This is a genomic window from Xanthomonas sp. SS (genome assembly GCF_014236835.1).
Taxonomy (GTDB): Bacteria; Pseudomonadota; Gammaproteobacteria; order Xanthomonadales; family Xanthomonadaceae; genus Xanthomonas_A.
This window is the reverse complement of sequence record NZ_CP051190.1, coordinates 4736575-4749973: the sequence shown is the minus strand read 5'-3', so window position 1 is coordinate 4749973 and position 13399 is coordinate 4736575. Positions and strand designations below refer to the sequence as shown.

The window sequence follows — 13399 nt, the reverse complement described above, 5'->3', positions numbered from 1 at the left end:
CCGCTCAACCGCGGCTGACGCTCGCAACCGGGGTGCCGGTCAGCTGCTGCTGCTCGGCATCCACGCGTGGTGCCAGCGGCGACGGGCAGTGGCCGTCGTGGCGCTGTGCCGGCAGTTCGGCGAACCAGTCCTCCACGGTCGGCGCCAGCAGGTCCAGCCGCATCGGCAGGCTGATGTGGTTCTCGCCGGGCATCTCCAGGTAGTGCGCGCGCGGCGCGTCCAGCGCCAGCAGGCGGCCGTGCGCGACCGGGATGTGCTGGTCGGCGCTGCCATGCAGCAACAGCAGGCAGGCCGGCGCGGTGCGCGCGGCGGCGGTGACGTCGACCTGGTCCAGGTTCAGCGCCAGGCGCTGGTTGGCGTTGGCGATGACCGCGTCCAGGTTCTGCCCGCCGTAGCGCCAGCGCGCCAGGTCCATCGCCGCGCTGGCCATCAGGCCCTGCGGGCGGCTGGCGAGCATGTGCGGGATCATGTCGCGGATGCCGCGGCCGGCGTTGGCGAAGGATTCCATCGCGACCACGCCGTCGACGTCGCCGCCCAGCTTCTGCGCGGTGAACAGCGCGGTGGCGGCGCCGTAGGACACGCCGAACAGGTACAGCGGGCCCTGGATCTCGCCGCGGGCGCGCAGCGCGCGGATCACCGCGACCACGTCGTCGGACTCGCGGGTGCCGTAGCCGGCCGGGCCGCCGCCGGAGCGGCCGTGGTTGCGCAGGTCGATGCTGATGCTGCGGTAGCCGGCCTGGGCCAGATCCAGCGACCACGGCAGCAGCGAATCGCCGTCCATCATCCAGCCATGCAGCAGCACCACGGTGCCGCGCGGGGCGGCGTGGGTGCCGGGCTGCGGCGCGGCCACGTCCATCGCGAAATCGGCGCGCTCGTGACCGTTGGCGTCGCGGCCGGCATGCTCGTAGCGGTAGCGCATGCGGTAGTCGCCCGGATCGATCGCACGCCAGAAGATCGGGATGCCGGCCGGGGTGAGCACGTGCCCGCTGCGGTTGGGCAGCGTCGCCAGCAGGCCCTGGATACGTTCCTCGTCCATCAGTGGCGACACGCCGCCCGGCGCGACCAAGCGGTCGCTGAGCGAGGTGGAGGTGCGCGCAGCCAGGCAGCCGGCGGCCAGGCACAGGCTGGTGCAGAGGACGAGCAGCAGGCGGAGGCGCGACGGCATGGCGATAGGCGGTGGGTGAACGGCCGCGCAGGCTAGCGCCTTCGCCGGCGCGGCTCTACCGCAATTGGATGACGAAACGATGACGCGGCGCGGGTAAGGGGCGCCGAGGCGCGGTCGCCGTCCCGGTTTTCCCGGCGGCGCCTTGCGCTGCGGGCGCATGCGCCGCGCCCGTGTGCGCCATGCCGGGCCTGTTCGGCGCTCGGTCGATGCTGCGTGGCGCAGCCTGGCGTTCAGGTCGGCGCGACGCTGGCGGCTTGCGGCACGCCGGACTGGACCCGCAGGGCGGTGCTTGCGCAAGTCAGCGGCTCTGCCCGACCGCGTGGCGCCGAGCCGGGCAGGCATGGCGCCTGCCCGGGCACGCAGGCCAGTCGCTACAGCGCGCGCAGGGCGGTGGTGATCGGCAGCCGCGCCGCGCGCAACGCCGGGAACAGCCCGCCCACCAAGCCGATGCCCAGCGCCCACTTCAGCCCGCTCCACAGCAGCGCCGGCGAGACCTTGAACTGGAACACCACCTGGCTGAAGTTGCTGCCCAGGGTGGACACGCTGTAGCCGTTGAACACGGCCCAGGCGATCAGCCCGCCGAGCAGCCCGCCGAGCAGCGCCAGCAGCATCGTCTCCAGCATCACCGCGGTCACCACCGGCGTGCCGCGAAAGCCGATCGCGCGCATCGTGGCGATCTCGCGCGCGCGGGTGGCCACCGCCGCGTACATGGTGTTGAGCGCGCCGAACACCGCGCCGACCGCCATGATCGCGCCGATCACGGTGCCGAGGATGCTGATCAGCTTGCTGAGGTTGCCGCCCTGCTTGGCGTAGTAGGCGCGGGTGGTCTCCACGTCGAGCTTGAGCCGCGGGTCGGCGGCCATCGCCGCCTTGAACTGGGCGTAGCCGTCCTTGCCGGCGGTGCGCACGTTGATCGACTGGTAGGCGCTGCGGTTGTAGGTGGACGCCAGGGTCTGCGCGTCGGCCCACAGCTCCGAGTCGTGCGCGTCGCCGGAGGCGAACACGCCGACCACGGTCCACTGCTCGCGGCCCAGGCTCAGGGTCTTGCCCACGTCCAGGCCGCGGAACTGCGCCTTGGCGCCCTGGCCGACCACGATCTCGCGCAGGCCGGCGCCGAAGCGGCGGCCTTCGACGATCCTGAGCTTGTCGTGCACCGCCCAGCCGGCGTCGCCGACGCCGCGGAACTGCACGTTGGTGTCGGTGCCGTCGGCCTTGCTCGGCAGGTTGATCACCTGCGACAGCTCCGGGGACACCAGCGGCTTGCCGTCGGCGCCCTTGGCCACGCCGGCCAGGCTGGCGATCAGCGGCACCTGGTCGCGGGTGATCACCGAGTTGGTCTCGGCGCCGGAGCCGCCGCGCAGCACGATCGCGGTGCTGTCGTCGCCGGTGCTGTTGAGCGTGGCCTGGAAGCCTTCGCCCATCGCCAGCATCGCCACCAGCACGCCGACCACGCCGGCGATGCCGACCACGATCACCGACGAGGCGCCCCAGCGCTGCGGCAGGCTGGCCACGCCGATGCGGGTGGCGGCCAGCGCCAGGCGGCCGCCGCGGGTCAGCAGCAGCCACAGCGCCACGCCGACCGCCAGCGCCAGCACGCCGTACCAGGGCAAGGCGATCCACAGCGCCAGCCCGATGCCGAGCAGCAGCAGCGAGAGCAGGTTTCCCAACCAGAGTTTGAGTTTCATCAGTGCGTCTTCCGAGAATGCGACAGGGAACGGTGCGGCGGCGGGCTCAGCGCCCGGCCAGCGCGTCCACGATCTTCAGGCGCTGCGCGCGCAACGCCGGCAGCAGCCCGACCACGATGCCGATGGCGACCATCAGCCCCAACGCCACCAACCAGGTCTGCGCCGGCACGCCGCGCATCGGCATCATGCCGCCGCTGGCCGCGGCCACGCCGGGGATGACCAGCGCCGCCAGGCCCATGCCGATCAGGCCGCCGAGCACGATCAGCAGCACCGACTCCACCATCACCAGGGTCAGCACGGTGCCGTCGCGGAAGCCGAGCGTCTTCAGCACCGCCAGTTCCGGGATGCGCTCGCGCACCGCCTGCGCCATGGTGTTGCCGGTGAGCAGCAGCAGGGTGAAGAACACCGCAGCCATGATCGCGGTGACGATCAGGCCGACATCGGCGAACTGCTTGGCGAAGGCCTGCGAGAACGCGGCCTCGGTCTGGCTCTTGGTCTCGTGGTCGGAGTTCAGCGACAGTGCGTCGATCGCCTGCGCCACCCGGGAGGCCTGGTCGGCGCTGCCCAGCTGCACGGTGTACCAGCTGACCTTGTTCTTGATGTAGTCGTTGGATTCGTCGAAGTACTTCCAGTTCATCATCAACTGGTTCTCGGCCTGCGCGTTCTTGGCGTCCTTGACCTTGAAGATGGTGGTCAGGGTCAACGGCCAGTCGTTGCTGCCGCCGCGCGGGAAGATAGTGGCCTGCAGCGGAATGGTGTCGCCGATCTTCCAGCCGTTCTTCTTGGCCAACGACGCGCCTACGGCCGCCGCGGTGCGGGTTTCGCGGAACGCCTTGAGCTGTGCCGGCGGCACGTCGTACTCGCTGTACACGTCGAAGAAGTTCGGTGCCACCGAGAAGTTGGGGAAGAAGTTCTTCGGGTCGCGGTAGATGCCGCCGAACCACATCGCATAGGTGACCTTTTTCACTCCGGGCACCGATTCGATCTGCGACTGCAGGCTGACCGGCAACGACTGGGTGATCGACAGCCGCGAGGACACGATCAGCCGGTTGGCGCCTTCGACGCTGCCGCCGGAGTTGAATGCCACGCGCACCGAGTCGAGCATGCCGAACAGCAGGAACGCGGCGACCACCGACAGCAGGGTCAGCAGGGTGCGGGTCTTGCTGCGGAACAGCTGGGCCCAGACCAACGAAAAATATTTCATGTTCGATCCTCCAGGGGACGGGATGCCGGGGCGCGGAATGCGCGCGGCGGCAGCGGCCGGTTCAATGCGCCACGAGCGGCGCGTCGGCCAGCTCGCCCTTGTCCAGGTGCACGGTGTGGCTGGCGTACTCGGCGGCCTTGGGGTCGTGGGTGACCATGATGATGGTCTTGCCGTGTTCGCGGTTGAGTTGCTGCAGCAGGTGCAGGATTTCCTCGGCGGCGGTGCGGTCCAGGTCGCCGGTGGGTTCGTCGCAGATCAGGAAGGTGGGGTCGGAGACGATGGCGCGGGCGATCGCCACGCGCTGCTGCTGGCCGCCGGACAATTCGTTGGGGCGGTGGCTGCGGCGGTCGGCGAGGTTGACCAGGGTCAGGGCGATCTCGGCGTTGCGCTTGCGCTGGGCGGCGTTGAGGTTGGTCAGCAGCAGCGGCAGTTCCACGTTCTTCTGCGCGGTGAGCATGGGCATGAGGTTGTAGAACTGGAACACGAAGCCGACGTGCTGGCTGCGCCAGGTGGAGAGCTGGCCGCCGCTCATGCGGTCGATGCGTTCGCCTTCGATCTCGATCTCGCCGCCGCTGGGGGTATCCAGGCCGCCGATCAGGTTCAGCAGGGTGGTCTTGCCGGAGCCGGAGGGACCCATCAACGCGACGAAGTCGCCGCGTGCGATGTCCAGGTCGATGCCGTGCAGGACTTGTACTTTCTCGGGTCCGCGCTGGTAGGTCTTGGTGACGTTGCGCAGTTTGACGAGGGTGGACATGGTGGTGTTCCTGGCAGTGGACGGGTAGTGGATGTGCCGATTGCGGTGAGGCGGTTCGCGGATGCCTGAGTTGCGATGATGTTGCGGTTGCGGTTGCGGTTGCTGTGCTTTTGCTTTTTGCTCTGCCGGGTCCCTTACGCAGCGGCGAATAGGGCGGGAAAAACCCCGAAGGGGCGGCGCACAGGGATGGGCGCCGTTCGCGGCAGGGGCAGGATGCCCCTTCCGCGAATCCCGTCCTATTCGCGGACCCGGAGCGCGCAGCGCGGAGGGCGCGGAGTAGGGTGTGCTTTCTTTTGGTTACTTTTCTTTGCACAAGCAAAGAAAAGTAACTCGCCACAGGCGAAAGCTTTTGCTCTTGCAGTGTTGGAGCCCCCTGTAGGAGCGGCTTCAGCCGCGACTGATTCTGTCAGGAAGGTGTCGCGGCTGAAGCCGCTCCTACAAAAGCAAACGCCCAAGCAAAAAAGCAACAGCAAAGGCTTCCGCCCTTGGCGGGTCACTTTTCTTTGCTCGCGCAAAGAAAAGTAACCAAAAGAAAGCGCGCCCTGCCTTGCGCCCTCCGCGCTGCGCGCTCCGGGTCCGCGGATGCACCGGGGATTCGCGGAAGGGGCATCCTGCCCCTGCCGCGAACGGCGCACATCCCTGTGCGCCGCCCTACGGGTTTTTCCCCGGTCCATCCGCCGCTGCGGAAGGGAACCCGGAAAGTCAAAAGCCATAGCAGAGCAAAAGCCATAGCAGAGCAACAGCAACAGCAACAGCAACAGCAACAGCAGGGCAACAGAGCGACAACAGCGCTGAGCGAAAGCAGAGCAATAACAGCTACAGCTACAGCTACAGCAATATCAAGAGCGGTGTGGCGGTTGGAGCTTGTGCAGCCAATTGCAGGCTTGATCCAGTACGAGCAAGAACCAAGCGATACGAGGAAACGATTGGTCGGAGCGACACTCGCTACGGCAAAAATTGGACGGTAAACAAAGTAAATGCGCCGTCGTCTTCATGCCGATCCAGCAAGGCAGTAGCGACACGGGCAGCATGCAGTGGTTCGCGCCAACGCGCGGTACCTCACATGCGGTCGCCGTTATTGCTCGGTCGCCTCCGCCATCTTCACCTTGACCCCGTCGCGCAACGTCTCCGGCGGATCCAGCACCACCGTGTCGCCCGCCGTCAGGCCCGATAGCACCTGGCGGTCGTCGCCCAGCGCGATGCCGGTCTTCAGCGCGCGCTGCTCGACCGTGTTGTCCTCCTTCAGTGCGAACGCCACGTCCTGCCCGCCGCGCTTGACGATCGCCGCGCCCGGCGCGCGCACGCCCTGCGGCTTGTCCTGTGCCTGCGCCTGAGGCGCTTCCAGGAAGCTCACGCGCACGCCCATTTCCGGCACGATCCGCGGGTCCTTCTGCTTCAGCGCCACGCGCACCTTCACCGTGGCCTTGCCGCGGTCGGCCGAGGGGATGATTGCGATCACTTCGGCCGGGATCTTCCACTCCGGATAGGCGTTGAGCACGGCTTCCACCGGCATGCCCGGCTTGACCCGGCCGATGAAGGCCTCGCCCACTTCCACCTCGATCTCCAGCGAGTCCATGTCCACCACCGTGCCGATGCCGGTGCGGGTGAAGCCGCCGCCGGCCGACAGCGGCGACACGATTTCGCCCGGCTGCGCCGCCTTGGCGGTGACCACGCCGGCGAACGGTGCGCGCACGATGGTGTTGTCCACGTTGAGGTCGGAGATCGACAGCTGGTTGCCGGCCACCACCACGTTGCGCTGCGCGCTCTGCAGCTGCGCGCGCAGGGCGTCGCGCTGCGACAGCGCCTGCTCGTATTGCGAGCGCGACACCAGCTGCTGCGTGGACAGCGTCTGCAGCCGCTGCGCATCGGCCTCGGCCTGGCGCAGCTGCGCCTGCATGTTGGTCACCTGGCTGCGCGCCGCGTCCAGCTGCGAGGCCGATAACTGCCGCTGCGCGCCGGCGTCGATCGGGTCCAGCGTCGCCATCACCTGGCCCTGCTCCACGCGCATGCCTTCCTCGATCAGCACTTCGCGCACCTTGCCGGTGATCTTTGCCGACACCGTGGCCATGCGCCGCGCCACCACGTAGCCGCTTGCGTCCAGCACCGAGGCGCTGCTGCTGCCGGCGGCGATCGCCACCACCGGCGCGGTGGTCACCTCGATGGCCTTGCCGCGCCCGAACAGCAGCCAGCCGCCGACGCCGAGCGCGAGCAGCAGCACCAAAACCACGGCGATCCACAGCCCGCGCCGCGACGGCGGTTCGCTCGGCGGTGCCTTGCGGTCGATACGGAGTTCTTTGAGCAGTTCGGCGGAGGTACTCATCGTGTCCCTGGATGAATCGGTAGGCGCAGTGTGGATCGGCGAGGCGCGCGCTTCCAAGTTGCCGGAAGTCACTTTCTGCGTTGCGCTGCGGCAGGTGCGGCGCCATTCCCCATGGCGTGGAGCGCAGCATGCGGCAATCGCGCGGCCATCGCCAGTGACAGCTGTCACCTGCCGTGGCTGACGGGCCGCACTGGGATGCGCCGACGGCGCAGCGCAGCATGGCCACTCCTGCCACGACCGGTCCATGCCGATGCACGCTCCCGACACTCTCCCGCTGGCGCAGCTGCGCGGCGTGCACAAACGCTACGGCGCGGTGGTCGCGCTGGATGGCGTGGACCTGCAGCTGCAGCGCGGCCAATTGCTGGCGCTGCTCGGCGCCAACGGCGCGGGCAAGAGCACGGCTGTGGCGCTGCTGCTCGGCCTGCAGGTGGCCGACGCCGGCAGCGCGCAGCTGTGCGGGCAGGACCCGCGTGCGCTCGGCGCGCGGCGCCAGGCCGGGGTGATGCTGCAGTCCGCCGGGTTGCCGGACACGCTGCGGGTGGGCGAACTGCTGGACCAGACGCGCGGCTACTACCGGCGCCCGCGCAGCGTCGCCGATTGCGTGGCATTGGCCGGGTTGGACGGGTTGATGGCACGCCGCTACGGCGGCTTGTCCGGCGGCCAGCAGCGGCGCGTGCAGTTCGCGATGGCGATCTGCGGGCGGCCGCAGGTGCTGTTCCTGGACGAACCCAGCACCGGTCTGGACATCGAGGCGCGGCAGGGCCTGTGGCGGGCGATCCAGGAGCTGGTCGCGGACGGCTGCGCGGTGCTGCTGACCACGCATTACCTGGAAGAGGCCGAGGCGCTGGCCGACCGGGTCGCGGTGCTGCAACGCGGCACGTTGATCGCCGAGGGCAGCGTGGAAGAGCTGCGCGCGCGCTTCGAGCAGCGCACGATTCGCTGCCGCAGCGTGCTGGACGCGGCGCAGGTGGCGAGCTGGCCGCAGGTGCGGCGCGTGGACGGCCGTGACGGCGTGCTGGAGATCGTCGCCGAACCGGCCGAGCCGGTGGTGGCGCAATTGCTCGCCGCCGATCCGGGGCTGGACGAATTGGAAGTCAGGCGCGCCGGCCTGGCCGACGCGTTCCTCGCCATCACCCGTGCGGAGGCCGCATGAACGCTTCCGAGCCACGCCGTATCGAACTTGCTGCGGCGCCAACGCACGGCGCCGCCGCGCTGCCGTACGACGCGTCAGTGTTGCCGTTGCGCGAGTACATCGCGCTGCTCCTGCGCGAAATCCGCTACGAACTCATGCGCTGGCTGCGCACCCCGTCCTTCGCGTTGCCGACCTTGCTGTTCCCGCCGATGTTCTACCTGCTGTTCGGCATCGTGCTCAACAGCGGCAACCCTGCGGCCGCGGTGTACCTGATGGCCAGCTACGGTGTGTTCGGGGTGATGGCGCCGGCGCTGTTCGGCTTCGGCGTGGGCCTGGCGCTGGACCGCGAGCGCGGCCTGCTTACGCTCAAGCGTGCGATGCCGGTGCCGCCAGCGGCGATGCTGCTGGCGCGCACGGTGCTGGCGATGTTGTTCGCGCTGGCGATCGGGGTGTTGTTGCAACTGCTTGGCAGCGTGCTGGGCGGGGTACACCTGGCGTTGCCGCAGCGCGGCTTGCTGCTGCTGGTCGATGTACTGGGCACGCTGCCGTTCTGCGCGATCGGCCTGTACATCGGCGCCCGCGTCGGCGGCAGCGGCGCGCCGGCGGTGGTCAACCTGATCTACCTGCCGATGGCGTTCCTGTCCGGCCTGTGGATCCCGCTGCAGATGCTGCCGTCGCTGCTGACCACGCTGGCGCCGTTGTGGCCGTCCTACCACCTGGGCCAGCTCGCGTTGCGCGTGGTCGGCCAGGATGGCGGCGGTAGCAGCGTCGGCCACGTCGCCGCGCTGCTGGCGGTGACCGTGGCGTTCTTTGCGCTGGCGCACCGTCGCCTGCGCCGCGGCTGATGGCCGGCCTCCGCCGCGCCGGCGCCGTGCTGCCGGCATCGCCGTTTCCCGCCGCGTCGCGCGACATCCCCATGCGCTCGCTATGCTATGCACCGCGGCAGCGCGTCCGCCCCTGGAGCCTGCCGTGATCGCCTTGGACGCCTCGCCCGAATCGCTGATCGCCCGGCGCCTGGGCTGGAGCAATGCCCGGCGCAGCACGCAGTGGTTCGTGTGGCTGTCGCTGGTCTGGTCGATCTGGCTGTTCGTGACGCCGCTGTACGAGCCGCAGTACTTCACCAGTTGGTTCTGGCCGACCATGGCCAGCTACGCCGTGTTCCTGGCGCTTTACTATTGCGCCTACTACCGCGATCGCCGCCATCTGCGCTGGTGCGTGGCCGGCATGGCCGCGCTGGGCTTCGTGCTGCTGCCGTACAACCCCGGCGCCCAGTGCTACATCATCTATGCCTGCGCGTTCCTGGCGTTCTGCTTCCCGATGGCGCGCGCGCTGGCGGCGATGCTGCTGTTGCTGGCCGCCTTCGCGCTGGCCTGGTGGCTGCGCGGCTGGTCGCCGCTGTACATGACCAGCGCGGTGGTGATCGGCCTGTCGGTGGGGCTGATGAACATCAGCTTCGAACGCCGCGCGCGCGCAGACGCGCAGCTGCGCCTGAGCCACGAGGAAGTGCGGCGCCTGGCCGGGGTCGCCGAGCGCGAGCGCATCGGCCGCGACCTGCACGATCTGCTCGGCCACACGCTGTCGCTGGTGGCGCTGAAGTCGGACCTGGCGGCGCGCCTGCTCGCGCGCGATCCGGCCGCGGCGCGGCAGGAGATGGAGGACGTCGGCCGGGTCGCGCGCGAGGCGCTGGGCCAGGTGCGGCGCGCGGTCAGCGGCATCCGCGCCGCGCAGCTGGCGGCGGAGATGGCCTCGGCCAAGCTGCTGCTGGAATCCTCCGGGGTCACCTTCCGCTACCAGGTCGATGCATTGCCGCAGTGCGCGCAGCTGGAGACCGTGTTCGCGATGGTGCTGCGCGAGGCCGCAACCAACATCCAGCGCCATGCCGAAGCCCGCAATGCGCAGCTGCGGCTGTGGTGCGAGCGTGACCAGGCCTGGCTGGAGATCCGCGACGATGGCCGCGGCAGCGCGATGCAGCCGGGCACCGGCCTGGCCAGCATGCGCGAACGGTTGGAGGCGGTGGGCGGCGCGTTGCGGATCGAGTCCGAACGCGGCCAGGGCACCCGTCTGCTGGCGTCGGCGCCGTTGCCGCGGAGCCCGCCTGCGACACCGCCCGCAGCGGAGACCGCGCCGGAACCGCGCGGCTGCCAGGATCCCGCGTTGCGCTGAACGTGACTGCGGCCGGCGCCCTACAATGCGCCCACAAGCACCGGGGGCAAGCGTGATTCGAGTAGTGCTGGCGGAAGACCAGGCGATGGTGCGCGGTGCGCTCAGCGCGCTGCTGGGCCTGGAAGCGGATATCGCCGTGGTCGCCAGCGCCGCCGACGGCGAGGCCGCGTGGCGCGCGCTGCAGGCACATACGCCGGACCTGCTGGTCACCGACATCGAGATGCCCGGCCTCAGCGGCCTGGAACTGGCGCAGCGGGTGCAGCGCCAGCAGTTGCCGATCCGCGTGGTCATCGTCACCACCTTCGCCCGTCCCGGCTTCCTGCGCCGCGCGCTGGACGCTGGCGTCGGCGGTTATCTGTTGAAGGACGCACCGCCCGAGCGCCTGGTCGATGCGATCCGCCAGGTGCACCGCGGCGGCCGCGCGATCGATCCGGAACTGGCGCTGGAAGCCTGGTCCGAAGCCGACCCGCTCAACGACCGCGAGCGCCAGGTGCTGCGCCTGGCCGGCGAGGGTGCCTCGGCCGGCGACATCGCCGTGCAACTGGGGCTCTCGCACGGCACCGTGCGCAATTATCTGTCCGAAGCGATCGGCAAGCTCGGCGTCGGCAACCGCATCGAGGCGGCGCGATTGGCGCGGCAGAAGGGCTGGCTGTAGCGCTGCCGGAAACGCGAATGCCGGTGGACATGGGCCACCGGCATTCGGGTGCATCCAGGCCCGTTCAGCGCATCGCGCCGGACGGGACGACGGATCAGAACGACCAGGTGAAGCTCAGCGAGCCGCTGCGCGGTTCGCCCCAGGCGCCGTAGCCGTAGATCTGCGCGTAGTACTTCTTGTCCAGCAGGTTGTTGAGGTTGGCCTGCACCGCGAATTCGTCGGACAGGCGGTAGCGCGCAAACGCGCTGACCAGCGCATAGGCGTCCTGCTCGAAGCGGCCGTAGGTCGCATCGACGTAGTAGATGCGGTTCTGCCAGTTGACGCCGCCGCCGAAGGTCAGCTCGGTGAGGCTGCGCGGGGTGTAGCTGGTGTAGAGCTTGAGCGTGGTCTGCGGCAGCTGCGCGTTGATGTCCGCGCCGCCCGCATCCTTGGCGACGTAGCGCGAGGCGCCGAAGGTGCCGTTCCAGCCGGGCGCCAGTTCGCCGTTCAGCTCGAACTCGAAGCCGCGGCTGACCGTGCCCTGCGCCGCGACGTACGCGGTTTCGGTGGTGCCCGGCACGAACTCGGTGGTGGCCTGGGCGACGTTGTCCTGTTCGATGCGGAACACCGACAGCGACGCGTTGAGGCGATCGTCGAACCACGCCGCCTTGACCCCGGCCTCGTAGCTCTTGCCGATCACCGGATCCAGGTACGCGCCGGTGCGGGTGCGCGAGGTCTGCGGCTGGAAGATGTCGGTGTAGCTGACGTAGGTCGACCACACATCGTCGATCGTATAGACCAGGCCGGCATACGGCGTGGTCTCCTTCTGCCGGCTGGTGTACGCCACGCCGCTTTCGGCGCCATCCACCTTCCAGTCGGTGTAGCGCGCGCCGACGATCAGCTTCAGCGGATCGGCCAGCGAGAAACGCGCAGCCGCATAGCCGGCCTTCTGGGTGACGGTGCCGCGGCTGAATTCGGTCAGCGCCGACCAGGTCGGTTCCGGATAGTTGCCGGTCCAGTTCAGATAGCTGGCCATCGGCGCCGGGAAATCGAACGCGCCGTCGTTGACGTAGCGGCGGCGGTTGTAGCTGACTCCGGCCATCAGTTCGTGTTCGCGCCCGAACAGCTGGAACGGGCCTTCGGCATAGCCGTCCAGGCCATCGACCTTGCGCTCGGTGACGTAGTAGCCGGAGTAGGGCACCACGCCGGCGCCGGTGTTCTTGTCGAAGCCGTAGATCGTATAGAACGGGTAGAACAGCTTGTCGGTGACGTTGGTCTGGTCGTGGGTGGCGTTGGCCTTGATCTTCCAGCCGCTGGCGAAATCGTGCTGCAGCGTGGCGAAGGCGCGCTTGGTGGTGGTGTCCCAGAACGTCCAGTCGGCAGCCGGGTTGAACACGCGCGAATAGTTGGTGCGGCTGCCGTCGGAATACCACAGCGGGAACCCGCCCCAGGTGACGTCGTCGGACTGCTTCTTCTGGTAGTCGTAGCCCACGCTCAGCTGGGTGTCCGGGGTCAGGTCGGCATCGATCACCGCATAGCCCAGGGTCTTGTTCTGGCTGTAGCGGTCCACGTACGAATCGGTATCCAGGTAGCTGCCGATCACCCGCGCGCGCACCGTGCCGCTGGCGTTGAGCGGAGTGCTGACGTCCACCGTGGTGCGGGTCCGGCCCCAACTGCCGGCGGTGACCTGCACGCTGCCGGCCAGTTCGGCGCTGTCGGCGTGCTTACGGATCAGGTTGACCGAGGCGGACGGGTTGCCCGCGCCGGTCATCAGCCCGGTGGCGCCGCGCACCACTTCCACGCGGTCGTACAGCGCCAGGTCCAGTGCCGAATCGCCGTAGCTCCAGTTCTGCACCATCGTGGTCGGGATGCCGTCGAACTGGTAGTTGTCGATGTAGAAGCCGCGCGCGTAGAACTCGAAGCGCTCGCTGTCCGAGCGGGTGTTGGACACGCCGGTGGTGTTCTCCAGCACGTCGATGATGTCGTCCAGGCCCTGATCCTCGATGCGCTGGTGGCTGATGATGCTCACCGACTGCGGGATCTCGCGCGGCGCCAGTTCAAAGCGGGTGCCGGCGGTGGTCTTGCGCACGCTGTAGCCTTCGGCGCGCTCGCCCTTGACGCTGACCTTGTCGAGCGTGGTCACATCGGAATCGGGTGCGGTGTCGGCGGCCGCGTCGGCGGCGAAGGCCGGCACGCTGGCGAGCAGGCAGGCCATGGCCAGGGCCGAGCGGCGCGGGAAACGGCGGGGAGGGAGGAAACGGGTCATCGCAAGGCTCCGTGGCAAGCAGGCATGGCCATCGACGGCGCTGCACGCAGCGCCGCGGGATGGTCGGATTTGGAGG

At 69.0% G+C, this 13399-nt stretch carries 10 protein-coding genes; 4 read left to right on the top strand and 6 right to left on the bottom strand.

Annotation, left to right across the window (positions count from 1 at the left end; translation table 11 throughout):
• Window positions 1-4 precede the first annotated feature (4 nt).
• The 5 genes from HEP74_RS20110 to HEP74_RS20090 form a co-directional block, all read right to left on the bottom strand.
• A complete protein-coding gene (locus HEP74_RS20110) occupies window positions 5-1165 on the bottom strand; it encodes an alpha/beta hydrolase family protein (RefSeq protein ID WP_185814365.1) in 1161 nt (386 codons plus the stop codon).
• A gap of 371 nt (window positions 1166-1536) precedes the next feature.
• A complete protein-coding gene (locus HEP74_RS20105; protein WP_185814364.1) occupies window positions 1537-2850 on the bottom strand; it encodes an ABC transporter permease in 1314 nt (437 codons plus the stop codon).
• A 46-nt stretch (window positions 2851-2896) separates the two neighbouring features.
• Complete coding sequence (locus tag HEP74_RS20100) at window positions 2897-4054, bottom strand: ABC transporter permease (protein ID WP_185814363.1); 1158 nt, start codon at window positions 4052-4054, stop codon at window positions 2897-2899.
• A gap of 61 nt (window positions 4055-4115) precedes the next feature.
• A complete protein-coding gene (locus tag HEP74_RS20095; protein WP_179569547.1) occupies window positions 4116-4808 on the bottom strand; it encodes an ABC transporter ATP-binding protein in 693 nt (230 codons plus the stop codon).
• A gap of 1075 nt (window positions 4809-5883) precedes the next feature.
• Window positions 5884-7128, bottom strand: a complete 1245-nt coding sequence (locus HEP74_RS20090) for an efflux RND transporter periplasmic adaptor subunit (protein WP_185814362.1) — start codon at window positions 7126-7128, stop codon at window positions 5884-5886.
• Window positions 7129-7372: 244 nt separating this feature from the next.
• Between HEP74_RS20090 and HEP74_RS20085 the strand changes: the two genes are divergently transcribed.
• From HEP74_RS20085 to HEP74_RS20070, 4 genes are all read left to right on the top strand, one after another.
• Window positions 7373-8281: an ABC transporter ATP-binding protein gene (locus HEP74_RS20085; RefSeq protein WP_185814361.1), complete on the top strand. Its 909-nt coding sequence runs from the start codon at window positions 7373-7375 to the stop codon at window positions 8279-8281.
• A complete protein-coding gene (locus HEP74_RS20080; RefSeq protein ID WP_255427813.1) occupies window positions 8278-9105 on the top strand; it encodes an ABC transporter permease in 828 nt (275 codons plus the stop codon). Before HEP74_RS20085 ends, HEP74_RS20080 begins: the two co-directional genes overlap by 4 nt.
• 124 nt (window positions 9106-9229) lie before the next feature.
• A complete protein-coding gene (locus tag HEP74_RS20075; protein WP_255427812.1) occupies window positions 9230-10423 on the top strand; it encodes a sensor histidine kinase in 1194 nt (397 codons plus the stop codon).
• Window positions 10424-10475: 52 nt separating this feature from the next.
• Window positions 10476-11078 (top strand): response regulator transcription factor, encoded by a 603-nt coding sequence (locus tag HEP74_RS20070; RefSeq protein WP_185814359.1) that lies wholly within the window; start codon window positions 10476-10478, stop codon window positions 11076-11078.
• A gap of 94 nt (window positions 11079-11172) precedes the next feature.
• On the opposite strand, the gene fhuE is transcribed toward HEP74_RS20070, so the two are convergent.
• Window positions 11173-13323 carry a ferric-rhodotorulic acid/ferric-coprogen receptor FhuE gene (gene fhuE, locus HEP74_RS20065; RefSeq protein ID WP_185814358.1) on the bottom strand — a complete coding sequence of 717 codons (2151 nt, stop codon included), beginning with the start codon at window positions 13321-13323 and terminating at the stop codon, window positions 11173-11175.
• Window positions 13324-13399: the final 76 nt, after the last annotated feature.